Origin of the sequence: Pseudarthrobacter sp. NKDBFgelt (assembly GCF_046097905.1) — a bacterium.
GTDB classification, from domain to species: domain Bacteria; phylum Actinomycetota; class Actinomycetes; order Actinomycetales; family Micrococcaceae; genus Arthrobacter; species Arthrobacter polychromogenes.
Map to the genome: position 1 here is coordinate 1 of NZ_JBJURL010000065.1, position 24064 is coordinate 24064.

General features: G+C 65.6%; 20 protein-coding genes, 1 tRNA gene and 1 riboswitch. Of the genes, 15 read left to right on the forward strand and 6 right to left on the reverse strand.

What is annotated here, in order from left to right; all coding sequences use genetic code 11:
* Positions 1 to 549 precede the first annotated feature (549 nt).
* A complete protein-coding gene (locus ACKAE7_RS15785; protein ID WP_408979705.1) occupies positions 550 to 1041 on the forward strand; it encodes a hypothetical protein in 492 nt (163 codons plus the stop codon).
* Positions 1042 to 1150: 109 nt separating this feature from the next.
* A complete protein-coding gene (locus ACKAE7_RS15790; protein WP_408979706.1) occupies positions 1151 to 2521 on the forward strand; it encodes an FAD-binding oxidoreductase in 1371 nt (456 codons plus the stop codon).
* A 2-nt stretch (positions 2522 to 2523) separates the two neighbouring features.
* On the opposite strand, the gene ACKAE7_RS15795 is transcribed toward ACKAE7_RS15790, so the two are convergent.
* The 4 genes from ACKAE7_RS15795 to ACKAE7_RS15810 form a co-directional block, all read right to left on the reverse strand.
* Complete coding sequence (locus ACKAE7_RS15795) at positions 2524 to 3942, reverse strand: DUF4032 domain-containing protein (RefSeq protein ID WP_174179679.1); 1419 nt, start codon at positions 3940 to 3942, stop codon at positions 2524 to 2526.
* 181 nt (positions 3943 to 4123) lie between these two features.
* On the reverse strand, positions 4124 to 5206 hold the full coding sequence (locus ACKAE7_RS15800) for an ABC transporter ATP-binding protein (RefSeq protein WP_188811020.1): 1083 nt from the start codon (positions 5204 to 5206) through the stop codon (positions 4124 to 4126).
* A 239-nt stretch (positions 5207 to 5445) separates the two neighbouring features.
* Positions 5446 to 6273: a trehalose-phosphatase gene (otsB, locus tag ACKAE7_RS15805; RefSeq protein ID WP_408979707.1), complete on the reverse strand. Its 828-nt coding sequence runs from the start codon at positions 6271 to 6273 to the stop codon at positions 5446 to 5448.
* A complete protein-coding gene (locus ACKAE7_RS15810; RefSeq protein ID WP_188811024.1) occupies positions 6263 to 7765 on the reverse strand; it encodes a trehalose-6-phosphate synthase in 1503 nt (500 codons plus the stop codon). The genes otsB and ACKAE7_RS15810 overlap by 11 nt, the downstream gene beginning before the upstream one ends.
* Positions 7766 to 7945: 180 nt before the next feature.
* Here ACKAE7_RS15810 and ACKAE7_RS15815 point away from each other — a divergent pair, with 180 nt between their 5' ends.
* The 8 genes from ACKAE7_RS15815 (at position 7946) to ACKAE7_RS15850 (ending at position 14774) form a co-directional block, all read left to right on the forward strand.
* On the forward strand, positions 7946 to 8818 hold the full coding sequence (locus ACKAE7_RS15815; RefSeq protein WP_188732292.1) for a thioredoxin domain-containing protein: 873 nt from the start codon (positions 7946 to 7948) through the stop codon (positions 8816 to 8818).
* 164 nt (positions 8819 to 8982) lie between these two features.
* Positions 8983 to 9059: transfer RNA gene (locus ACKAE7_RS15820), tRNA-Thr, on the forward strand.
* A 103-nt stretch (positions 9060 to 9162) separates the two neighbouring features.
* Positions 9163 to 9588, forward strand: coding sequence for a ChaB family protein (locus ACKAE7_RS15825; protein WP_188732293.1), 426 nt, complete (start codon positions 9163 to 9165; stop codon positions 9586 to 9588).
* A gap of 99 nt (positions 9589 to 9687) precedes the next feature.
* Positions 9688 to 11859, forward strand: a complete 2172-nt coding sequence (locus tag ACKAE7_RS15830) for an elongation factor G-like protein EF-G2 (protein WP_408979708.1) — start codon at positions 9688 to 9690, stop codon at positions 11857 to 11859.
* Positions 11860 to 11869: 10 nt separating this feature from the next.
* Positions 11870 to 13126: an MFS transporter gene (locus tag ACKAE7_RS15835; protein WP_188811030.1), complete on the forward strand. Its 1257-nt coding sequence runs from the start codon at positions 11870 to 11872 to the stop codon at positions 13124 to 13126.
* A gap of 208 nt (positions 13127 to 13334) precedes the next feature.
* A complete protein-coding gene (locus ACKAE7_RS15840) occupies positions 13335 to 13538 on the forward strand; it encodes a hypothetical protein (RefSeq protein WP_188811032.1) in 204 nt (67 codons plus the stop codon).
* 92 nt (positions 13539 to 13630) lie between these two features.
* Entirely contained in the window at positions 13631 to 13933 is a 303-nt protein-coding gene (locus tag ACKAE7_RS15845) for a DUF4193 domain-containing protein (protein WP_188811034.1), read from the forward strand.
* A 292-nt stretch (positions 13934 to 14225) separates the two neighbouring features.
* Positions 14226 to 14774 carry a hypothetical protein gene (locus ACKAE7_RS15850; RefSeq protein WP_188811036.1) on the forward strand — a complete coding sequence of 183 codons (549 nt, stop codon included), beginning with the start codon at positions 14226 to 14228 and terminating at the stop codon, positions 14772 to 14774.
* Positions 14775 to 14865: 91 nt separating this feature from the next.
* Here ACKAE7_RS15850 and ACKAE7_RS15855 read toward each other — a convergent pair whose 3' ends face one another.
* Positions 14866 to 16422, reverse strand: coding sequence for an APC family permease (locus tag ACKAE7_RS15855; protein ID WP_188811038.1), 1557 nt, complete (start codon positions 16420 to 16422; stop codon positions 14866 to 14868).
* Between the two features lie 222 nt (positions 16423 to 16644).
* Between ACKAE7_RS15855 and ACKAE7_RS15860 the strand changes: the two genes are divergently transcribed.
* Positions 16645 to 17124: a Dps family protein gene (locus ACKAE7_RS15860; protein ID WP_104189606.1), complete on the forward strand. Its 480-nt coding sequence runs from the start codon at positions 16645 to 16647 to the stop codon at positions 17122 to 17124.
* A gap of 99 nt (positions 17125 to 17223) precedes the next feature.
* On the opposite strand, the gene ACKAE7_RS15865 is transcribed toward ACKAE7_RS15860, so the two are convergent.
* Positions 17224 to 18807 carry an MFS transporter gene (locus ACKAE7_RS15865; RefSeq protein WP_188811040.1) on the reverse strand — a complete coding sequence of 528 codons (1584 nt, stop codon included), beginning with the start codon at positions 18805 to 18807 and terminating at the stop codon, positions 17224 to 17226.
* 66 nt (positions 18808 to 18873) lie between these two features.
* Between ACKAE7_RS15865 and ACKAE7_RS15870 the strand changes: the two genes are divergently transcribed.
* The 4 genes from ACKAE7_RS15870 to ACKAE7_RS15885 form a co-directional block, all read left to right on the forward strand.
* Positions 18874 to 19413, forward strand: coding sequence for a TetR/AcrR family transcriptional regulator (locus tag ACKAE7_RS15870; RefSeq protein ID WP_188811042.1), 540 nt, complete (start codon positions 18874 to 18876; stop codon positions 19411 to 19413).
* A 91-nt stretch (positions 19414 to 19504) separates the two neighbouring features.
* Positions 19505 to 19603: riboswitch (glycine riboswitch) on the forward strand.
* 178 nt (positions 19604 to 19781) lie between these two features.
* Positions 19782 to 22715: an aminomethyl-transferring glycine dehydrogenase gene (gene gcvP / locus ACKAE7_RS15875; RefSeq protein ID WP_408979709.1), complete on the forward strand. Its 2934-nt coding sequence runs from the start codon at positions 19782 to 19784 to the stop codon at positions 22713 to 22715.
* Between the two features lie 11 nt (positions 22716 to 22726).
* Positions 22727 to 23884, forward strand: coding sequence for a glycine cleavage system aminomethyltransferase GcvT (gcvT, locus tag ACKAE7_RS15880; protein WP_408979710.1), 1158 nt, complete (start codon positions 22727 to 22729; stop codon positions 23882 to 23884).
* Positions 23885 to 23988: 104 nt separating this feature from the next.
* Positions 23989 to 24064: serine dehydratase beta chain (locus ACKAE7_RS15885; protein WP_387442595.1), on the forward strand; the 76-nt coding region annotated here is incomplete at its 3' end.

Below are 24064 nucleotides of genomic sequence, written 5' to 3' on the forward strand. Positions count from 1 at the left end.
AGCTAAGACCCACAGCGCCGATGGTACTGCACCCGGGAGGGTGTGGGAGAGTAGGTCACCGCCGGACACACACTAAAGGGTCGAGGCCCCAACCACTAATGGTTGGGGCCTCCCACATTTAAGACCCACAACACGGGCCCCGCGAAGCCCGGACGACCCACCCCCCGACGCTCTCTCATACAACGTCGCCTTCCCGAACGATCCTCTCTCACATGATGGCGCTTCCCTCCTCGATGCTCTCGCACTTGATGCCGCTTCCCGGACGATCCCGCACTTGATGGCGCTTCCCGAACGATCCTCTCTCACATGATGGCGCTTCCCGGACGATCCTCTCCCACATGATGGCGCTTCCCGGACGATCCTCTCCCACCTTCTGCCGGCAAGGAACGGCCGCAACCCGACATCGAGTGAGAGAGCGTCCAGGGAAACCCCGCATCAGGTGAGAGAGCGTCCCGGGAAACCCCACATCAGGTGAGAGAGCATCCCGGGAAACCCTGCAACAAGTGAGAGAGCATCGCAGGGGAGGGATGAGCGGTAAAGTTGGGCAGCATGGACAGCCTCTTCAGCCACAAGAACGAACCGTCCGGGGGTGACGGCCGCGCCGATTTCGAGCTCCTGGAGCCACTGGTGCACACGGTGGTCGTACCGGGAAGCGTCGCGCATGCCTTCGCTGGCTTCACGGACCACACCCACCTCTGGTGGCCACTGGAATCGTACGGCGTCTATGGGGCCGGCTCATATGTTGAGTTCGAGGAGAACCTCATCCTCGAAACGGCGGACGACGGCCGCACCAGCATCTGGGGAACGCTGGATGACTGGCAGCCTCCGTTGTCATTCCACGCCACCTGGCATCCCGGTACCACGGCGCTGTGGTCCACGGAGCTCCTGGTCGCCTTCCGGGCTGTCCCGGACGGAGCCGAAGTAAGGATATTCCACGACGGTTGGGAGGGGGCTGAAGACCCGGCTGCCACACGGGCCACCTACGCCGAAGCCTGGCCTGAGATCCTTGGGAGGTACGCCCGTTTCATGGGCGCTGCCTGAGCTTGTATTCACGCTGCGGACGAGTGCCTGCCTGGGGCATCCGCCAACGAGCCCCGTCGGGTTTTCCCCCTAGACTTGGGAGAATCCGCGACGACGTAGGGAGGCCAGGTTGGGAAGCATAGTTGACGAGCTGGAGAGGATCCTGGCACCCGGGCAGGTAGACGAGGAGGAAGTCTCCCTCCGCCGGTACGCGGTGGACCAGGCCCCAGTGATCGACTTCCAGCTGCCGCTGGCTGTTGTCTTCCCGGAATCCGTGGAAGAGGTCCAGGCCGTAGTCCGCGCGTGCGCCGGTACCGGCGTAGCCATCGTGGCGCGCGGCGCGGGCACTGGTGTGTCCGGCGGGGCCCACGCCACGAAGAACTGCATTGTCCTGTCCCTGGAGCGCATGGACCGGATCCTCGCGCTCAACCCGGACGACGAGACGGCAGTGGTTGAACCGGGCGTCGTCAATGCTGTCCTGAACGATGCGGCGGCGGACCATGGGCTGATGTACGCGCCCGATCCCGCCAGCTTCCGTACTTCAACCATCGGCGGGAACGTGGCCACCAACGCCGGCGGGCTGCGCTGCGCCAAATACGGGGTCACCCGGGACTCCGTCCTGGCGCTGGACGTGGTGCTCGCGGACGGCTCGCTCATCCATACCGGCCATCAAACGTTCAAGGGGGTAGCCGGCTACGATCTCACGGGGCTTTTTGTAGGCTCCGAAGGGACGCTCGGCATTGTGGTCGGAGTTACCGTGCGCTTGAAGTACCTGCCCCGTGACGTGCATACCGTCGCAGCGTTCTACCCCGACTTCCGGCAGGCCGCCGCAGGCGTCCTGGCAGTGGGAAGGGCCCGGGTCCAGCCAGCCATCATGGAACTGCTCGACGGCGGCACGCTGGCCCAGCTTGATGACATCCACGGGTCCGATCTCTCGACCCGCGGCCGGTCGCTGCTTCTGGTCCAAACCGACGGGTTTGGTGCCGCAGCGGAGGCCCAAGTGGTCCGTGAAGTGCTGCTCGCGGGCGGCGCGGCCGTCACCACTGAAGCCAGCGCGGAGGCTGAACGGCTGGTGGAGCTCCGGCGCCACAGCCGGGGAGTGGAGGTCGACGACGAATACCGCGTGGGCGAGGACGTCGCCGTTCCCCGTTCCCGGCTGGTGGACTACGTTGCAGCCTTGGATGCCATGGCGTTGGACTACGGGGTGCACCTCAAAGTTGTAGCCCACGCGGGAGACGGCAACCTGCATCCCACCTTCTGGATCGACCGGGCGGGCGGCAGTGTGGACGCCGGCGCCCTGGAACGTCTCCAGCGGGTCCTGGACGAGTCCATCACCGCCGCGCTGGCCATGGGCGGCACCATCACCGGCGAACACGGTGTGGGGCAGTACAAGCTGCGCTGGCTGGGCCAGGAGCAGCCGGAGCCGGTCCGCGAGATCCAGCGGAGGATCAAGGAACTGTTTGATCCCGAGGGGATCCTCAACCCTGGAAAGGCAATCTAGCCTTAGTCGTCGGAGTCCGGGTATTCGTCAATCGACTCATCGTCGCCGTAGCGGGACTCTTCCGTCTCCACTTCAAGGATCTTCAGCATTCCCGTGTCCGGGTTCAGCATGATCGCGGCTTCATCACGGCGGTGGCGCAGGATGGAGTCAATGTAGGACTGCACGGCCTCCGCCAGCGGAATGTGCCGCTCCTGCTTCTCCGACATGTACCAGCGGTGCTCCAGGACCTCGTGCACCACTTCTGCCGGTTCCAGCTTGCCCGAGAGGTCCCGCGGGATGGATCTGACGATCGGCTCGAAGATCTGGCTGACCCAGAGGTGGGCGCTGTATTCCTCGTCCATGTTCGGGTTGTTGTCCGCACGGAAGGAGTCCATGTCGTTCAGCAGCCGGCGCGCCTGGTTCTCCTGCGCGTCGATGCCCGTGAGGCGCAGCAGCCGCCGCTGGTGGTGCCCGGCGTCCACCACCTTGGGCTGTAGTTGAATGGTGGACCCGTTCTGGGTGGTCTTGATGGCGTATTCCTCGACGTCAAAGCCGAGTTCGTTGAGCCGCCGGATCCTTGCACTCACGCGCCAGCGCTCACCGAGTTCGAAGGACTCCTTCTCTGTAAGCTCCGCCCAGAGCCGGCGGTAGCTGTCCATGATGAGCTCGCTGGTGGCCACAGGGTCCACCTTCTCCTCGATGAGCCCGCCGTCGAGCAGGTCCATCAGCTCACCGGCGATGTTCACCCGTGCGATCTCGAGGTCGTATTCCCGCTGGCCCGTGGACAGGTCCGGGTAGAGCTCGCCGGTTTCAGCGTCAACCAGGTATGCAGCGAACGCGCCGGCGTCGCGCCGGAACAGCGTATTGGAGAGGGAAACATCGCCCCAGTAGAAGCCGATGAGGTGCAGCCGCACCAGGAGCAGCGCCTGGGCGTCGATGAGGCGCGTCAGGGTGTCCTTGCGGAGCATCTGGGAGAACAGGGCACGGTACGGCATGGAAAACTTCAGGTGCCTGGTGACGAGCACCGGGTTCAGCGGGCGTCCGTCCAGGGTGGTGCGGCCGGTGATGACGGCGACGGGCTCCACGCAGGGGACGTCAAGGCGGGCCAGCTTCCGGAGCATGTGGTACTCGTGGCGGGCCACGTGCTCGGAGGTTTCCTTGATGGCGATCACGGAGCCGCCAAGGTGGGCGAAGCGCACGATGTGGCGGGAGATGCCCCGGGGGAGGGCCGCCAGGTTTTCCGCCGGCCAGTCCTCCAGGGCGATGTGCCAGGGAAGGTCCAGCAGTTCGGGATCGGCCGCAGCCGCCGTGATGTTCAGGGAGCTGGAAACCGAGGCCGCCTTGCCGTCATCGGCGCTGGCGGCAACAAACCGCGGCAGTTTGCCGATCTGCGCGTAGTCGGTGGGTTCGTCGTGCCACTGGGCGCTGTATTCCTCGGTCATGGGGTCAATTCTTCCGTACATAGGGGCGGCCAGCTAATTCTTTTGTCCGCCCGGTTAAAGGCCGACGGCGGCCCGCACCGTTTCGAAGGGTGCGGGCCGCCGTGGGTTGGTTTGATGCCGGCAGGTGGGCCCACGCCGGCAGGGTTCCCTAACCGAAGCGAGGTTAGGGAACCAGTGGGGATTAGTCACCCAGGCGCAGGCCGGTCTTGGTGTCGAACAGGTGCACGTGGCCCGACTGCGGACGGACGTAGATGATCTCGCCCTTCATTGGAGGGCGGCGGCCGTCGACGCGGGCCACGATGTCGTGGTCCTTGCCGTCAAGCGTGGTGTGGCCGTAGACGTAGGCGTCGGCTCCGAGCTCTTCGACGACGTCGACCTCAACCTTCAGGCCTTCGCCCTGGGGCGCAGTTTCGAGGTCCTCGGGACGGCTTCCGAGGGTAACCGTGGAGCCGTGCGCCTCTTCCAGGACGTTGCGCGGCACGGGGTACACCGTTCCGCCGAACTGGACGCCGCCGTCGACGACCGGGAGTTCGAGCAGGTTCATGGCGGGGGAGCCGATGAAGCCGGCAACGAAGACGTTCTTGGGCTTGTCGTACAGGTTGCGCGGGGTGTCAACCTGCATCAGCAGGCCGTCCTTCAGCACAGCAACGCGGTCACCCATGGTCATGGCCTCGACCTGGTCGTGGGTCACGTAGACGGTGGTGACGCCCAGGCGGCGGGTCAGCGAGGCGATCTGGGTACGGGTCTGGACGCGGAGCTTGGCGTCCAGGTTGGAGAGCGGCTCATCCATGAGGAAGACCTGCGGGTTACGCACGATGGCGCGGCCCATGGCGACGCGCTGGCGCTGGCCGCCGGAGAGTGCCTTCGGCTTGCGGTCCAGGTACTGCTCAAGGTCAAGAAGCTTGGCTGCTTCGCGGACGCGCTCGGCGCGCTCTTCCTTGGAGACGCCTGCGATCTTCAGGGCGAAGCCCATGTTGTCGGCCACGGTCATGTGGGGGTACAGCGCGTAGTTCTGGAAAACCATCGCGATGTCGCGGTCCTTCGGCGGAACATCGGTGACGTCGCGGTCGCCAATCAGGATACGGCCGGCGTTGACGTCCTCGAGGCCTGCGAGCATGCGCAGGGAGGTGGACTTACCGCAACCGGAGGGTCCAACGAGGACCAGGAATTCGCCATCGGCGATGTCGATGTTGAGCTTATCGACGGCGGGCTTATCTGTGCCCGGGTACAGACGCGTCGCGTTATCAAAAGTAACTGTAGCCACAGTTATCAATCCCTTCACCGGCAGGTACGTGCCGGACGATCCGTTGTGAATGGTTCATGTTTGTTCAGTTTTGTACTGCAGGCGCCGTCCAGCCGAAACAGGAGGGCATTGAGTGACGCCGCACGGTTCTTGTGCGCCACATCACAAGCAAGAGTATGTCAGATGTTCCGCCAATGGTTGCAAATGTTACGGACGTCACACGTGAGCTTGCACAACCCGCGTGCGCCGCATCACGGCGCTCAAGTCCCGGGATCTTCCTCCGCGACGGCCATGCTGCGCTCCTGAAGCAGTACCTCCAAAAGTTCCGCCACGTGGACCGGCGCCTCTACCCGGTACTGGGCCTGGGTGAAATCCAGGCCCACCTTGACGCCGACGTCCCCCGGCTCCAGCCGAGCCAGGGCGTCCTCGTCCGTGGTGTCGTCGCCGGCGAACAGGACCCCGGTGGCGCCGGTGATTTGCCGCAGGAAGGTGACGCCTTCGCCCTTGGAAGCATTGACCACCGAGGTCTCAAGGACGCGCTTGCCGTCCTTGAGGAACACCCCTTTGCGGTCCTGCAGCAGGGAACGCGCAGCAGCCACGGCATCGTCGGCGACGTCGTCGGGGGCGAGGCGGGTGTGCAGCACCACCCCGGCCGGCTTGTCCTCGAGCATGGTGCCCGGTGCTTCCTTGACGATGTCCTCCAAGACGGCGCGCACCTCGGCAAGGAGCGCTTCTTGCTCGGGTTCGAGCGTCAGCCCGGTGGATCCAGGGCCCAGCCATGCCTCTGCTCCGTGGCTGCCGATCAGGAGGGTGTTCACCGGAGGGGACGCGACGGCGCGCAGGCTGGCGAGGGCGCGTCCGGAGATGAGTGCCGTCGTCGTTCGTGGAAGTACGGCCAGCCCGGCGAAAGCCGTTGCGGAGCGCGGCAGGGGCCGCGCGTCGTCCGCGTGGCCGACGATAGGCGCCATGGTTCCGTCGAAGTCCATGGCCACCAGCAGGTGCTCGGTCCCGGCGATCTCCCGGATGGCCTCCCGAAGTTCAGGAGTCAGCGCGAGCTTGTCCTTCGCGTGGCTGGCATCAGGAGTCATCACGGACAACCTTTTCGTTGAGCGCGTGCAGGAAGTCGGCAGACCAGTGGTCCACATCGTGCTCGAGGATCTGCTTGCGCATGGCCCGCATCCGGCGGCCGGCTTCCCGTGGCTGCATCTCCACGGCGCGCATGATTGCTCCCTTGAGCCCGTCGATGTCGTGGGGATTCATCAGCAGGGCCTGCTTCAGCTGGTCGGCTGCGCCGGCGAACTCACTCAGGACCAGGGCGCCGTCGTTGTTGGTTCGTGCCGTGACGTACTCCTTGGCGACGAGGTTCATACCGTCCCGGAGGGCCGTCACCAGCATGACGTCGGCGGCGAGGTACAGGGCCACCATCTCCTCAACGGGGTAGCTGTGGTGCAGGTAGCGGACGGCAGTGTTCTCGATGGTGTCGTAGGTGCCGTTGATATGGCCCACGGTTCCCTCCACCTCCTCGCGCAGGAGCCGGTACTGCTCAACGCGTTCGCGGCTGGGGCTGGCCACCTGGATCAGGGTGGCGTCACCGACAGAAAGCTTGCCGTCCGCCAGGAGCTCCTCGAAGGCCTTGAGGCGGTGCCGGATGCCCTTGGTGTAGTCCAGCCGGTCCACGCCGAGCAGGATGGTCTTGGGGTTGCCAAGGTCCTGGCGGATCTGGCGTGCCCGCTCAACGATTTCCGGTGTGGCGGCCAGCTCGCTGATGTGCCGCACATCGATGGAAATGGGGAAGGCCTGGGCCCGGGCAATGTGGGTGATCTTACCGTCCGGACCCTTGACGTGCACCTGCTGCTGCTTGACGCTGGCGCCCAGGAAGCGGCGTGCGGACCGCATGAAGTTGCCGGCATCGCTGGTCCGCTGGAAGCCCACCAGGTCTGCTCCGAGGAGCCCGTCGATGATTGCCTGGCGCCATGGCAGCTGGGCAAAAATCTCGGGCGGAGGAAAGGGGATGTGGTTGAAGAACCCGATGCGGAGGTCCGGCCGCGCTTCGCGCAGCATGCGCGGCACCAGCTGGAGCTGGTAGTCCTGCACCCATACCGTGGCGCCCTCGTCGGCATGGCGGACGACGGCGTCGGCGAACCTTCGGTTGACCTTGCGGTAGGCGTCCCACCAGGTCCGGTGGAACTCCGGCGGTGCGATGACGTCGTGGTAGAGCGGCCAGAGGGTGGCGTTGGAGAACCCCTCGTAGTACAGCTCCACGTCGTCGGTACTGAGCTGGACCGGGACGAGGTCCATGCCGCCGTGGCTGAAGGGCTTGACCGTCTCGTCCGGCGCGCCGTGCCACCCCACCCAGGCACCGTCTGTCTTGGTCATCATGGGCGCCAGTGCTGTCACCAGGCCGCCTGGGGAGCGGCGCCAGCCGGAGCCGTCGTCCCCGCTGTCGCCGGGGGCGCAGCGGTCCACAGGCAGCCTGTTGGACACCACCATGAAGTCGTACTTTGTTTCGCCGCCGTGGCCTGCTCCGGCGGCGCCGGACGTCGCCGGGGCGGTGGGTTTTTCCTGGACGGGTGTTTGCATTGCGGCCCCCTGGGGTTGCTTGTGCCTCTCTGCCCACCCTAACGGGACGGAATCTTCCGTGCTATTCGGCCGTTCGTCAACCCCGCCAATACTTGAAGGAGCAAGCTCCCAGCTTTCTCCCCTAAAATGTTTGGAGTTGCCACGAAGTGGTCCCCCCACGTCAACCGACCCAAGGAACACATGAGCCCTGCAAACGAAGTCCGTAAGTCCAAGGCTGAGCGAACCGCGGAGGCGCGCGAAAAGGCGCGCCTGATCCGTGAAGCGCAGCTGAAAAAGGACAAGCGCAACAAACTGCTCATCGGCTGGGGCATCGTGGCGGCTGTCGTGGCCATCCTGGCTGTTGTCGCATTGGTGGTGACCACCAGCATCAGGCAGAACACCCCCATCGCCGACCAGGGGCCCGTGCCCGCCAACGCAAACGTCAATGGCGGCGTGACCCTCCTGGCCAACACCGACGTCAAGCAGACGGATCCTGCCACCGTTGACGTGACCACCCTGACCAAGCCCGAAACCCCGCCCAGCCCCGTGGTGGCACCGGGGGCAGAAGCCGAAGAAGGGCAGCCCGTCAAGGTCATTGCCTACATCGACTTCATCTGCCCGGTCTGCCTGCGCTTCGAAGAGACCTACAACGAGGCACTGACAAGCCTTCGCAATGAAGGCAAGATCACCATGGAGTACCGCCCCCTGGGCTTCCTGGACCGCCAGTCCAGCACCAACTACTCATCCCGGTCCGCCAACGCGGCTGCATGTGTTGCCGACACGGCCCCCGACAAGTACGGGGAATACGTCAATGTCCTCTTCGAGAACCAGCCCGCCGAAGGCGGTGCCGGCCTGTCCGATGACAAGCTGAAGTCCCTCGCCACCGACATCGGTGCGGACATCAACAGCTGCGTGGACGACAAGACCTTCCGCCCCTACGTCAAGTACTCCACGGAATTGGCAGCAAACACCGGCATCACCGGTACGCCCACGGTCTTCATCGACGGCAAGCAGTGGGACGGCGGCACCGACCTGAACGCCGAAATCCAGGCGGCAATCGACGCCAAGGCCTAACACCTTTCCCGCACCTGTACACCCAGCGGCCCGCTCCCGGATTCTTCCGGGAACGGGCCGCCGGCTTTAACCCTGAAACCTGTGGGGGCCGCCGGCGTTTTTACCACCGGCAGCAGTTGGGCTAACCTTATCTAGCGCCGTTCAGGCGCCGCCCGCAGGGGCACGCCTCCTTAGCTCAGTTGGCCAGAGCACCGCTCTTGTAAAGCGGGGGTCGTCGGTTCGAATCCGACAGGGGGCTCCACCGCCAGACATTCCGTTCAGGCCGCCCGCCTCTCCGTGCACCCCGCCAGTTAAGCTGGTGTCATCCGCATGATCAGCCTGCTGATGAAAGGAGCGTGGGTGCCATGCCCAAGACCGGCAAGAACGACCACGCCCGCAAGGAAGAGCTTCCCTCCACCCTGCAGCGCTCTGAGCAAAAGGCCCAGGACACGTTCGCCAAGACCTACGATTCAGCCCTTGAAAGCTATGACAATGACGAGGGCCGGGCTGCGCGGGCGGCCTACGCCTCCCTCAAGCACAGCTACGAGAAGGTGGGAGACCACTGGGAGCCGAAGGAAAAGCGCGGCCCCTCGGACAAGCGGGCCGAGGAGGGCGGCACGTCATCCGAGCCCACCGCGGGAGGGGTGGACGCGAACGCCTCAAAGGAACACCTCTACAAGCTTGCCCAGGAGCTGGACATCGACGGCCGGTCCACCATGGACAAGGACGAGCTGGTCAAGGCCATCCAGAAGGCCAATGACGCCGCCACCCGGAAGGCGCGCGGAAGCTAATCCCAGGCCCTGCGGCTCTTGCCGATCCACCCTCCAGGGTGTCGAATCAGAGGACACATTTCAGTCCGGTCGGATGGCAAAGACGCCAGGAGGTTTCCCATGTCGGTCAAGGGCACCAAGGACCCAGGCAGGACGGCAGCTGGCCGCAACGGAGCCGAATCGCGCCGTGCAGACGCCTCTGCCGGAATTGCCGCGGAGGATCCGGCCAGAATCCGGAATGTGGCGCTCGTAGGCCATTCGGGCGCCGGAAAAACCATGCTCATAGAAGCACTGCTCGCTGCCCAGGGAATGATCACGCGCAAAGGATCCATCCCGGACGGGACAACGGTCAGCGATTCCGACCCCGCTGCCGTGCACCAGCAACGCTCCGTGACCCTGTCTTTGGTGCCGCTGCTGATCGACGGCATCAAAGTGAACCTCCTGGATACTCCCGGTTACCCCGATTTCATCGGCGAGCTCCGGGCGGGCCTGCGCGCGGCGGACGCCGCCTTGTTCGTGGTGTCCGCCGTCGACGGCATCGACGCCACCACCACCGCGCTGTGGGGTGAGTGCGAGCTCATGCAGCTGCCCCGCGCCGTCGCCATCACCCGGATGGACCACCCGCGGGCAGATTACGACGGCGTCCTGGCCGCCTGCCGGAAGTCCTTCGGCGAGGGCGTCCTGCCGCTCTATGTCCCGGTGCGGGCGGGCGGTGAGGTCACCGGCCTGCTGGGACTGCTGTCCGGCACGGTTACGGACTATTCGTCCGGGGAGCCGGCCGCTGCCGTGCGGGCAGCGGATGCGGCGGAACTCGCCGCGTCCGGTGCCGCCAGGGGTGATCTCATTGAGGGGATCATCGCCGAGAGCGAGGACGAGACCCTGATGGACCGCTACCTCGAAGGCGAGGACATCGACACTGATGTCCTCATCGCCGACCTGGAAACCGCCGTCGAACGAGGCACCTTCTTCCCGGTCCTGTCCACGTCGGCCGTGAGCGGGCTGGGCACCGCGGAACTCCTGGAGGTGCTGGTCCGGGCCTTTCCGTCGCCGCCGGACGGCAGCGTGCCCGGGGCGACCGACCTTGGCGGTTCACCAGCAGATGCCTTGCGGTGCGATCCCACGGGACCGCTGGCGGCGGAGGTGGTCCGGACCTCCGTCGATCCGTTCCTGGGCCGGGTGTGCCTGGTCCGGGTTTTCTCCGGGACGCTGCGGGAGGATGCGCCCGTGCACGTCGGCGGCCACGGGCTGGCGGACCGCGGCCACCCGGACCACGACTCGGACGAACGCGTCACGCACCTCTACTCACCGCTGGGGGCCTCCCTGCGGCCTGTGCCGTACTGCGTGGCCGGCGACATGTGCGCGGTGGCCAAACTGGGAAGCGCCGAAACGGGGGACACTATTTCCGGACGGGACCGGCCCCTGCTGTTGGCCACGTGGGAGATGCCCGAGCCGCTGCTGCCGGTGGCGGTGGAACCCGATTCGCGCAGCGACGAGGACGCGCTGGCTCGCAGCCTGGGGAAGATCGCGGCCGGCGATCCCACCCTCCGTGTGGAACGCAACTCAGAAACGCACCAGCTGGTCCTTTGGTGCATGGGCGAGGCCCACGTCGAGGTAGTCCTGGACCGGCTCCGCGACCAGGGCGTGAAACTGCACACGGTGGACGTGGTGACGCCCCTGCGGGAAACCTTTGCAGCACCCGCGGCAGGACACGGCCGGCACGTCAAGCAGTCCGGAGGCCACGGGCAGTACGCCGTCTGCGACATCGACGTGGAGCCGCTTCCCCGCGGCGGGGGGTTCGAATTCGTGGACAAGACGGTGGGTGGCGTTATTCCTGGGACCTTCATCCCGTCCGTGGAAAAGGGCGTCCGTGCGCAAATGGAGAAGGGCGTGAGCGCGGGTTTCCCCGTGGTGGACCTGCGGGTCACCCTGACAGGAGGCAAGGCGCACAGCGTGGATTCCTCGGACGCAGCATTCCAGGCGGCGGGGGCACTGGCCCTGCGGGAGGCCGCGGCGGCCGGGCGGATCCAGCTGCTTGAACCGGTCTCGTCAGTGACCATCTCGGTGGCGGACGAGCACGTGGGGTCAGTGATGAGTGACCTGTCATCCCGTCGCGGCCGGCTCACCGGCACCACGTCCTCGGGCGGGGGCCTGACTGAAATCGGCGCTGAAGTCCCGGACCAGGAGCTCCTGCGGTACGCCGTGGACCTGCGGGCGCTCACCGCCGGAACGGGGCGCTTCCGCCGCCGGTACCTGCGGCATGATCCCGTGCCTGCCAGCTTCAGCCCCTCGTAGCAGCCCTCCAATGAACGCGGCTGCCAGGAAGATCCAGCGCGTCTATCTCACGCTGACCCTGGGAAACACCCTGGCGGCCTCGTTCATCTGGGGAATCAACACCCTCTTCCTGCTGGACGCCGGGCTGACCAACCTTGAGGCCTTCGCCGCGAACGCCTTCTTCACCGTGGGCATGGTGCTCTTCGAGGTGCCCACCGGCGTGGTGGCGGACAGTTGGGGGAGGCGGGCTTCCTTCCTGCTGGGGACCGTCACGCTGGCCGGGTCCACCTTCCTGTACTTCCTGCTGTGGCAGTTCTCGGCCCCGTTCTGGTGGTGGGCCGGCGTCTCGGTCCTGCTGGGCCTGGGCTTTACCTTCTTTTCGGGGGCGGTGGAGGCCTGGCTGGTGGACGCCCTGCGCTTTTCGGGATATGAGGGCGGGCTGGAGGTGGTGCTCGGGCGCGGACAAATGGTGTCCGGGGTCGCCATGCTCACCGGCTCCGTGGCCGGTGGGGTGATCGCCCAGGCCACGAACCTGGGGGTACCGTTCCTGGTGCGCGTGGGTGTGCTGGTGGCGATGTTCGCGGTGGCCTTCCTGCTCATGCACGACGTCGGCTTCACGCCTGAACGCTCGGCCCACCCCGTGCAGGCCACCCGGGCCGTCCTCAAAGCTTCAGTGGACGGGGGCCTCAAGCATCCGCCGGTGCGGTACATCATGCTTGCTGCGCCGTTTACCGAGGGCGTGGGCATCTACGTCTTCTACGCTCTGCAGCCCTACCTGCTGCAGCTGTTTGGAGATCCCCGGGCCTATGCCATCGCCGGCCTGGCGGCGGCACTGGTGGCAGGAGCGGACATCGTGGGCGGGTGGATGGCGCCGCGCATCCGGAAACTGGTCAAACGGCGGACCAGCGTGCTGATCGCCACCAACATCGTCAGCGCAGTCATCCTGGTGGTACTGATGTTCACCACCGTCTTTTGGCTTGCCCTTGCGCTCCTGGCGCTGTGGGCCGTGGTGGCCTCGGCAGGCACTCCCGTGCGGCAGGCGTACCTGAACGACATGATCGCATCGAAGCAGCGGGCAACAGTGCTGAGCTTCGATTCCCTGATGGGTTCGGCAGGGGGAGTCGTGGTGCAGCCTGTGCTTGGCAGGACTGCAGACCTCTACGGCTATCCGGCTTCCCTGGCCGTGGGCGGTGCGCTGCAGCTGATCGCCGCACCTTTTATCCTGCTCAGCCGCAGGCAGCGACCGCCGGCGGACACGGCCTCAGAGGGAACACCGCCGGCGCCCTAGCAGCGGCCCCGGCTACGGCGGACGTTCCGGTCAGTCGGAGTCCATCAGTCCGAGCAGCTTCTTGGCCGCTTGCCTGATGTCATCGTGCCCGTACTGCGCCGCCCTGCTGTCCAGCGTAGAAGCGAGGAGGCAGGGAAACCGGCACGGATTAACGCCGGCGAGACAGCGACGAAACGCGCCCACAACAATCGCTGCGTAGCTTTCAGGCATGATCGCAAACATCTCCGACCGGTTCCGCGCGTGGCTCATTGACACGTTTACCTACGAATCCGGCCAGCAGGCAGCCGATGCCATGGCTGATGCCACCCGCTGGGGATGGCTGCCGGCCCTGAGCGGAGTGGCGGCCGGGGCAGAACACGCCAGGCGGAGCCACAATGAATCCGTGGTCCAGGGCAGCGGAGTGTCCGGTTGAGCACACTATTGCGCCGGTAGCGGGATCATGCCCTAAACTGCTTCACTGAGGTGCCTGAAATGGCGCTGCGCAGCAACGAAAGTGAACACGCTATGGCTACCGATTACGATGCCCCACGCAAGCAGGAAGAAGAAACTCCGGCCGACTCGCTGGAGGCCCTCCAGGCGTCGCGTAGCGGCAACGCGCAGACCGCAGTCATTGACGTCGATGAGAACGACACCGCCGAAGGCATAGACCTGCCCGGCGCGGATCTTTCCAACGAGGAACTGACGGTCATTGTTGTTCCAGAGCAGTCTGATGAATTCACCTGCTCATCCTGCTTCCTGGTCCGCCACCGCTCCCAGGTTGCCCGCGAAAAGAACGGCATGAAGTACTGCCGCGACTGCGAAGGCTGACTCCTCCCGAACTTCCTGCGCCGGCCACCTCCAAAGGTGGCCGGCGCTTTTTCGTCTCCTGCCGCCGTCGTTATGCCGGTAACGGCAAGGTGCAGGAACAGCGCAGCAACAGGTCAGAAACAGCCCGTATGGGGCCAAGGAAAGCCCGTTTTCCGCCCCGGATTTATGCGCGCGTGATGCGCGGCACCGCAGCCTAACGGTTGCGCGGCGAAGCGGCCACAGGCCTCGATCTGCGCCGAAAACGCTCCTACCCTTGAGCTATCACATCGCTCTACGCATGGGTGGCCCCACAATGAAAAAGTTCTCCACCTGGCTCGCCGCCATCCTCATGGCCGCCGGGCTCGGAATAGTGGCACCGGGGCCCGCCTCGGCAACCACTTCCTATTGCGGGCTCGTCTGGGGGTCCCTGGCGAAAGCCGACCGGGACATGAGCACCGCCAACGTTACCAACGTCCGCACGGGGCAGCACTACTGCTTCGACAGGATGGTGGTGGACCTCAACGGCCCTGCCGCCGGCTACACCGTGAGGTACGTTCCCCAAATAGTGCAGGACGGATCCGGGTTCACCATCCCGGTCCGGGGAAACGGGCGCCTGCAGGTGACAGTCAACGCACCCGCCTACGACGGGAACGGTAACTCCACCTATAACCCGGCTGACCCTGCCGAGCTCTCTAACGTGGCCGGTTACCAGACCTTCCGCCAGGTGGTCTGGGCCGGGAGCTACGAGGGCTACACCAGCATTGGCCTGGGTGTCCGCGCCCGACTTCCGTTCCGGGTCTTCACCCTGGACGGGCCGGGTTCGGGATCCCGCCTGGTGGTGGACGTGGCGCACTACTGGTGACAGGTGGCCCTAGACGGAGAGGTGCCGTTCCCCCTGTGTGCGGGGAACGGCACCTTTCCTGCGGTCGGGCGGTTGGACTAGCTCACGGCGGCTACTCCGGCACCACCAGCGCGGGGGTATCCCGCTTAAGGGTTTCGCCGCGGAAGAAGCCGGGGCGGACCTTGGCCATGATGAGCATGACGGCGGCGCCTGAGGCCAGGATGCCGACTCCGAGGACGAACACCAGGCCCACTCCAAAGATCTCCGAGCCGCTGCCGAACTCCGGGGCCACGCTGTCCACTGCGGTCTGCAGGAACACCACGAACAGCCCCACCCCGCCGAGCACCGGGCACACCAGGCGGAGAACGAAGTGCCGCAGGCTGTCGAAAACGCTGTGGCGGAAGTACCAGGCGCAGGCCAGCGCGGTCAGCCCGTAGTAGAAGCAGATCATCAGCCCGAGTGCCAGGATGGTGTCGTTGAGGACGTTCTCGCTGACCACATGCATCACCGCGTAGAAGCCGGCAGACATGATGCCGGCGGCAACGGTGGCGAAGCCCGGCGTCGCGAACTTCCTGCTGACGCGGCCGAACGGTGCGGGCAGGGCGCCGTAGAACCCCATGGCCAGCATGCTCCGGGAGGGTGACATGAAGGTGGACTGCAGGGAAGCGGCCGAGCTGGACAGTACGGCAAGGGACATCAGGATGGCGAAGGGACCCATGATGGGGGAAGCCAGGGCGGTGAAGATGTTCTCGTGGATCTCGGTATTGTTCAGGCCGTTGCCGGTATCCCCGACGCCGGCGAACATCATGGTGGCGATGCTCACCAGCAGGTAGATCGCCAGGACAATGAGGGCGGTGAGCGTGCCGGCGAGCCCGGAAGTCTTCCTGCCGTTGGACGTTTCCTCATTGACCGTCAGGCAGACGTCCCAGCCCCAGTAGACAAAGATGGAGAGCGAGATGCCGGCGGCGATCTGACCGAAGGTCTCGATCCTGGTGACGTCGAACCATTCCCAGCTGAAGGGAATGGCGGTTTCCGAGGAAGACCAGTTGGCGAAGGCCATGACCACAAACAGCCCCAGGACCAGCAGCTGGAATCCCACCAGGCCGTACTGGACGAGCTTGGTGGTGTGGAGTCCGCGGTAGCTGACCCAGACCGCCAGGGCTACGAACACAAAGCAGGTCAGCACGTTCAGGGCTTTGTTTGCGGACAGGTCCGCGAGCTCCGGGGAGCCGGTCAGCTGTGACAGGAAGAGGTAAAAGAAGTCGACGGCGACGCCCGCGAGGTTGGAGAGCACAATGATGTTCGCGGCCAGCAGGCCCCAGCCTCCCATCCAGCCCACCCAGGGGCCGAAGGCCTTGGTGACCCAGGTGAAGGTGGTGCCGCTGTCCGGGAAATCGGCATTGAGTTCCCGGTAGGCGAGGGAGACCAGGATCATGGGGATGAAACCGATCAGGAAGATGACAGGCAGCTGGAGCCCGGCTTCGTTGACCGTGGGACCCAGGGCGCTGGTGAGGGTGTAGGCGGGGGCGATGGTTGAAATGCCCAGGACGACGACGGCGAGCAGGCCCAGCTGCCCGCCCTTCAGTCCTTTGGGACTGGTGCCGGACGTCCCCGGGGAGTGCGGCCCGGAACCGGCAAGGGATGTTCTGGTGCGGATGGTCTCGGTCATGGCACCACTTTCTGGAAGATGTTGAGACAACGGTCACTATATGAATGGCGTTCATTTAGTATGAGTGGATGTGATGCAGGACGCAAGGGGAAATATGAATGCCGTTCGTTTATGTCCGTGTTCACAAATTAGTAAGCTCACTGAGAAATCCTCCGCCGACCGGCCACAGCACGCTGCGGTGCTGATAGCGTCGGGACTACTGGACCCACTTGAGGAGGACGCATGAAAGCTTCACCGACACTGACCAACAACCTGCAGGCCGTGCTCGCCGACCTGATCGAACTGCACATCCAGGGCAAGCAGGCGCACTGGAACATCGTGGGAACCAACTTCCGCGACCTGCACCTGCAGTTGGATGAAATTGTGGACGCTGCCCGCCAGTTCGCTGATGACACTGCCGAGCGGATGCGGGCACTGCACGCCCTGCCGGACGGCCGCAGCTCCACCGTGTCCGGGTCCACGAGCCTGGCCCAGTTCCCTGAAGGCCTGATCAGCACCAAGGACGCGATCGAACGCATCGTCGCTGCCCTTGAGGCTGCCGTTGGCACCATGCGCAAGGTTCACGACGAAGTGGATGAAGAGGATCCCACCACTGCGGACCTGCTGCACGAGTTCATCGCCAAGCTGGAGCAGTATGCCTGGATGGTCAACGCGGAAAACATGAAGCCTACTGCCAGCGTTACGGCGCCGGACGCAAAGTAGCAGCGTCCGCAGCGAAGCGGAGTGCAGGGCGCCCGCGGCCGGAGGTGGAATCCTCCGGCTGCGGGCGCCTTTTGCTGTCCCCGGTGAGCAGGGCCCCTTTCAGCTGTCCGCCTTGGGCACTTTCCGAAGCACGACGGCGGCGAGGACTGCCGCCGTCGCCATCAGTACCAGCCCAATTGCTGCGGTGATGTGCACTCCCGAATCGAACGCCGCTGCCGCGGCCAGGCGCACGGCGTCTGCCATTGGCTGCGGCAGCCGGGCCGCCATCTCCACGGCGCCGGCGAGGGTCTCGCCGGCCTGCGCAGTTCCCGCGGTGGGGGCGGCGTCGGTGATGCCCGCCGGCAGCCGCAGGTTGTGCTGGTAGGAGGCCGTAAGAATGGAGCCCAATACCGCGGTTCCCAGCAGGGCGCCCACCTCGTAGCCCGTCTCGGAGATCGCTGCTGCTGCGCCTGATTTTTCCGGCGGCGCACTTCCCAGGATGAGGTCGTTGGAGATTGTCTCGGCAGTCCCCACGCCCAAGGCGAGGATCAGCAGTGCGGCCAGCAGCAGTGAGGGACCGCCCGCATGGCTGCCGAAAGTGACCAGGCTGTAGCCCGTTGCGCTCATCGCGAGCCCGGCCGCCACCACGAAGCCGGGGCGGACTTTGCGTACGGCCGGCACCGCGGCAAGCCCCGCAATAACGGTGGCCACCAGGGCCGGAATCATCGCCATTCCGGCGGCCGAGGGTGACATGCCCTCGATGAGCTGAAGGTGCTGGGCCAGGAAGAGGATGAACCCGTTGAAGGAGAACAGGGCCAGGATGTTGGCGGTGATGGCCATGCTGAAAACCCTGTTCCGGAACAGGGAAATGTCCAGGAGTGGGCTGTGCAGGCGCTGCTGGCGGCGGACAAACACAACACCCATTGCCACGCCGAATGCCATGGTTCCCAGTGCTGCGCCGCCGGGCCCTTCGGTGGCGAACTCCTTGATCCCATAGACCACCGGGGCCATGGTGAACAGCGAGAGCAGGATGCTGGGCGCGTCCACCTTCCCCGGGGACGGGTCCCGGGATTCCGGAATGAAGGCGGGGCCCAGGACCAGGAGGGGGAGCATGATGGGCACCGCGACCAGAAGCACTGCTCCCCACCAGAACTGTTCCACCAGCCAGCCGCCAAAGATCGGCCCCAGCGCGGCGCCGCCCGAGAACCCTGCGGCCCAGACCGCGATGGCCAGCCGCCGCCGGTTGGGATCCGGAAAGATGTTCCGGATCAGCGACAGCGTGGAGGGCATCAGCATGGCGCCAAAAAAACCCAGCGCGGCCCTGCCTGCAATAAGCCAGCCAGCGCTGGGGGCAAAGGCGGTGGCTGCTGATACTGCCGCGAAGCCAATACTGCCGATGATCAGCAGCCGCCGGCGTCCGATCCTGTCGCCCAGGCTCCCCATGGCAACCAGCAGCCCCGCCAGTACCAGCGGGTAGGCGTCCACGATCCAAAGAAGCTGAACTCCCGAGGTGTCCAGGGCGCTCGCGATGGCCGGCAGCGCAAAGGTCAGCGCCGTGTTGTCAACGGCTACCAGCAGGACGGGGAACATCAGTAGCGCCAGCGCCAGCCAGTCCCGCCGGCTTGCCCGGAAGCGGCTGCCTGCGGGCAGGGGGGACAGGGTGGGGCTGAAGCTGTTCGGCTGGGCGGCGGCGGACGGTGTCATGGAATTAACTGTACCGTCTGGACGGTATAGTTAAGAAATCGAATCCCAACCGTGCATGATGGGACCATGGCCAGGAAACCCGTCGCGCGAGATGCAGTCCTCGATGCTTTTGAAGAGCTCCTTATCGACGTGGGGGAGCGGGCGGCCACCCTCGATGCGGTCGCCAGGCGGGCTGGCGTCTCCAAGGGCGGCCTGCTGTACCACTTCCCCAACAAGGAAGCGCTGATCACGGCCACCCTCGAGCGGCTGGACCGGCTGGCGGGGGAGGACCTCGCGGCGATGGCGGCCGCGAAGGAAGGCGCCGCCGCGTACTTCATCCGATCGTCCCTCTGGTCCGACACCCCCATGGACCGCTCCTTTGTTGCTGCCACCCGCCTGGCGGAAGTGGCGCACGAGGAGGCACGGCGCCGCTTCGCGGCGATCCAGCAGCAGTGGCTGGACCTCATCGGGAAGGATGTGGGCACGGCAATGGCCAAGGCGGTGCTGTACATGGGGGATGGGCTGTACTTCAATGCCATGTGGGAGAGCGGGCCGTCCGGTAACCCCGGGAACAGGCGGGAAGATGTGGAGGAACTCCTGGCGGCAGTGGAGCGGCTGAAGGGCTGACCGGCATTTGCCCGCGGGCCCGCAGCGTAGGAGAATTGGTCCATGTGTGGGCCGTCACCGGCAACCACAAACACTACAAATCAATAGCCTTTGATCTGCGGCGGGAGAGTTCTGCCAGAAGGTACAAGCAGGCGCCGTAGGAGCAATACCTCCCCAGGAATCTCACAGGCCCATGTACCGCCGCGGCGAGGCAACTCTGGAAAGCAGCAGGCTGTCGGCTCGGAGATCCGGTTCCGGAAATCCAGGCAGCTGTGCTCACCGACGGTGCAAGCGAGGCCAGCCCAGGCAGGCCACGCGGAAACTCTCAGGTCCAATACAGAGCGGGGAGGGACACGAATCGATGTGGCGTACCCTGCGCCGCCCTATCTATGGAGTTCCTCGTGACTGTATCTCCGGCCTCCGCCACCCCGGCAACCGCCACCCATGCTTCTGCCGAACCCGCTGCCGCAGCCTTCGTTGACCGGCACATCGGCGCAAGGCGCCAGTCCGACGTCGACACCATGCTCAAGGCCGTGGGATACGACACCGTGGACGCACTGGTAGATACCGCCGTCCCCAAGGACATCCGGCAGGACTCCCCGCTGGAACTGGCAGGCGCGCTGAGCGAGGTGGAGGCCCTCGCTGAGCTCCGCAGGCTGGCCGGCAAGAACAAGACGGCCGTGCAGATGATCGGCCAGGGCTACTACGACACCGTTACGCCGCCGGTGATCCGCCGCAACATCCTCGAGGGGCCGGCATGGTACACCGCCTACACGCCCTACCAGCCGGAGATTTCCCAGGGCCGGCTCGAGGCGCTGCTGAACTTCCAGACCATGGTGCAGGACCTGGTAGGCCTGCCCATCGCCAACGCCTCCCTGCTGGACGAAGCCACCGCCGTGGCCGAGGCCGTGCTGATGATGCGCCGGGCGAACAAGGCCACAGGGCAGAATGCAGATGCCCGCGACGGCAAGACGGTGCTGGACGCAGACTGCCTGCCGCAGACCATTGCCATTGTGAAGGGCCGCGCCGAAGCGCTCGGCTTCGAGGTTGAAGTGGCGGACCTTTCCCAAGGACTGCCGGACGGCGCCATCAACGGGATTGTCCTGCAGCAGCCTGGTGCTTCCGGCCGGGTCTTCGACCACTCCGCGGTGATCGCGGAGGCCAAGGAGCGCGGCGCCCTGGTGACCGTTGCAGCCGACCTGCTGGCCCTTAGCCTGATCACCCCGCCGGGCGAGCAGGGCGCGGACATCGCCGTGGGCTCCGCCCAGCGCTTCGGCGTCCCGCTGTTCTACGGCGGCCCGCACGCGGCCTACATGGCAGTCCAGAAGGGCCTCGAACGCTCGATGCCCGGCCGCCTGGTGGGCGTCTCCAAGGACAACGCCGGCGTTCCCGCCTACCGCCTGGCCCTGCAGACCCGCGAGCAGCACATCCGCCGCGAAAAGGCCACGTCCAACATCTGCACCGCCCAAGCGCTGCTCGCCATCGTGGCTTCGATGTACGCCGTCTACCACGGCCCGGAGGGCCTGAAGGCGATTGCGCAGTCCGCCCACACCCATGCCAGGAGCCTGGCTGCGTCCCTCAAGGCCGCAGGCCTCGAAGTGCTGCACACCAGCTTCTTCGACACTGTCACGGTTTCGGTGCCGGGCAAGGCTGCCGGAGTCGTCGCCGCGGCCGAGGCGATGGGCATCAACCTGCGCAGCATCGATGCCGACACCGTCGGCTTCTCCACCGATGAAACCACGACGCCGGACATTGCCGCCCGTGTCCTCGACGCTTTTGGCGTGAAGGCCTCCGGCGTCCCGGCCACGGCGGACGGCGACGCAGCCTTCGCGCTGGATAGCTCCGTCGAACGCTCCTCCGACTTCCTGCAGCACCCGGTGTTCAATACGCACCGCTCCGAGACCCAGCTCCTGCGTTACATCCGGAAACTCAGCGACCGGGACCTGGCGCTTGACCGCACGATGATTCCGCTGGGTTCATGCACCATGAAGCTGAACGCCACGGCCGAGATGGAAGCCATTTCCTGGCCGGAGTTCGCCTCCATCCACCCGTTCGCTCCGGATTCGCAGACTGAGGGCTGGCGCGAACTCATTGCGGACCTGGAAGCGCAGCTGACGGAGATCACGGGCTATGACCAGGTGTCCATCCAGCCGAACGCCGGTTCGCAGGGTGAGCTCGCGGGCCTGCTGGCGATCCGCGGCTACCACCACTCCCGCGGCGACCAGCAGCGCAACGTCTGCCTCATTCCGGCGTCGGCCCACGGCACCAACGCCGCATCGGCCGTCCTGGCGGGCATGAAGGTTGTTGTGGTGGCGACCGCATCGGACGGCACCATCGACCACACCGATCTTGCCGCGAAGATCGAAGCCCACAAGGACGTCCTTTCGGCGATCATGATCACCTACCCGTCCACGCATGGTGTGTACGACTCCGATGTTCGCGAGGTGTGCGACGCGATCCATGCCGCCGGCGGCCAGGTGTACGTTGACGGCGCCAACCTGAACGCGCTCGTTGGCCTGGCGCAGCCGGGCAAGTTCGGCGGCGACGTGTCGCACCTGAACCTGCACAAGACCTTCTGCATCCCGCACGGCGGCGGGGGACCCGGCGTCGGACCCGTTGCTGCCAAGGCGCACCTGGCACCCTTCATGCCCGGCAACGCCGCCACCTGGACCGAAGGCAACGACGTCCCCATCTCCGCCTCCAATTTCGGTTCCGCCGGCGTGCTGCCCATTTCCTGGGCCTACGTGAAGCTGATGGGCGGGACCGGTCTCACCGAGGCCACCAAGTCCGCACTGCTCGCGGCCAACTACGTCGCGGCACGGCTGAACGAACACTTCCCCGTCCTCTACACCGGCGAAGCCGGACTGGTGGCGCACGAGTGCATCCTGGACCTGCGCGAACTCACCGCCCGCACCGGCGTCACCGCCGAAGACGTGGCCAAGCGCCTGATCGACTACGGTTTCCACGCGCCCACGCTGGCGTTCCCCGTGGCCGGCACGCTGATGGTGGAGCCCACCGAGTCCGAGGACCTGGGGGAGATCGACCGCTTCATCGAAGCCATGATCGCCATCCGCGCCGAGATCGACCAGGTGGCGAACGGCGACTTCACGGTGGCGGACAGCCCGCTCCGGAACGCCCCGCACACCGCTGCCGCCGCCATCAGCAGCGACTGGGACCGCGCGTACCCGCGCGAGCAGGCCGTGTTCCCGGTGAAATCACTCAAGCAGGACAAGTACTTCCCGCCGGTGGGCCGCATCGACGGCGCAGCCGGTGACCGCAACCTGATCTGCTCCTGCCCGCCGCTCTCCGAATTCGAAAACTGAGGACGCCTGCCATGGCTGAGAAGCGCACCGCCCTCTATGACGAGCACACGAAGCTGGGTGCCTCCTTCACCGACTTCGGCGGCTGGCAGATGCCCCTGAAGTACAGCTCCGAACTGGCCGAGCACCACGCCGTCCGGAACTCCGCAGGGCTTTTTGACCTGTCCCACATGGGCGAGGTCTGGGTCACCGGGCCGGAGGCCGCCGCGTTCCTGGACTATGCGCTGGTGGGAAAGATCTCGGCCATGGCCGTGGGCAAGGCCAAGTACTCGCTGATCTGCACTGAAGACGGCGGCATCATCGACGACCTCATCACCTACCGCCGCCCTGCGGCCGATACCGCAGGAGACGGGACGGACCGCTTCCTGGTGGTTCCCAACGCAGGCAACGCGGACGTGGTGGCCGCGGCCCTGGCCGAACGTGCAGCCGGGTTCAACGTCCGGGTGGACGACGCCTCCGCGGCCACCTCGCTGATCGCCGTCCAGGGTCCCAGGGCGCAGGAGTTGCTGCTGCGCCTTGTCCCGGCTGCCCAGCACGGGCTGGTCACGGAGCTGAAGTACTACGCCGCCGTGGAGGTTCCGTTCCTTGTGGGAGGTGCCGGGCAGGAGCTCCTGCTTGCGCGCACCGGCTATACCGGTGAGGACGGCTTTGAGATCTTTGTGGCGAACGACGACGCCTCCGCCCTTTGGCAGGCACTCGCCGCCATCGCGGAGGATGGGGAGCTGACGCCTGCCGGGCTGGCTTCGCGCGACTCCCTCCGACTTGAAGCGGGGATGCCGCTGTACGGGAACGAGCTCTCGCTGCAGGGTGACCCCTTCGCCGCCGGACTGGGACCCGTCGTCGCGCTCTCCAAGGAAGGCGACTTCGTGGGAAAGGCCGCCCTGGCCGCCAAGAAGGAGGCCGGAGCCGGTTCCACTGCAGGCCGCAGGCTTGTGGGACTCAAAGGACTGGGCCGGCGCGCCGGCCGCGCACACTACCCCGTGCTCAAGGACGGCAAGACCGTGGGCGAAGTGACCTCCGGGCAGCCTTCGCCCACCCTGGGGTACCCGATCGCCATGGCGTACGTCGATGTTGAGTTCACCCGGGCCGGCACGGCATTGGACATCGACCTGCGGGGCAAGGCGGAGCCGTTCGTCGTCGTCGATCTCCCGTTCTACAAGCGCGCCACGTAGTTTACCTTTGGAGTTTTTGTCCAGGTATGCAGGGTGTGAAGGTGTTTAGGTCTGCATATCTGGACAAAAACTCTTGGCTTTTCGATCTGTTAGGAACCACGCGCATGGCTGTTGGCGTTTTTGATCTTTTTTCTATTGGGATCGGGCCTTCGTCGTCTCATACTGTGGGGCCGATGCGGG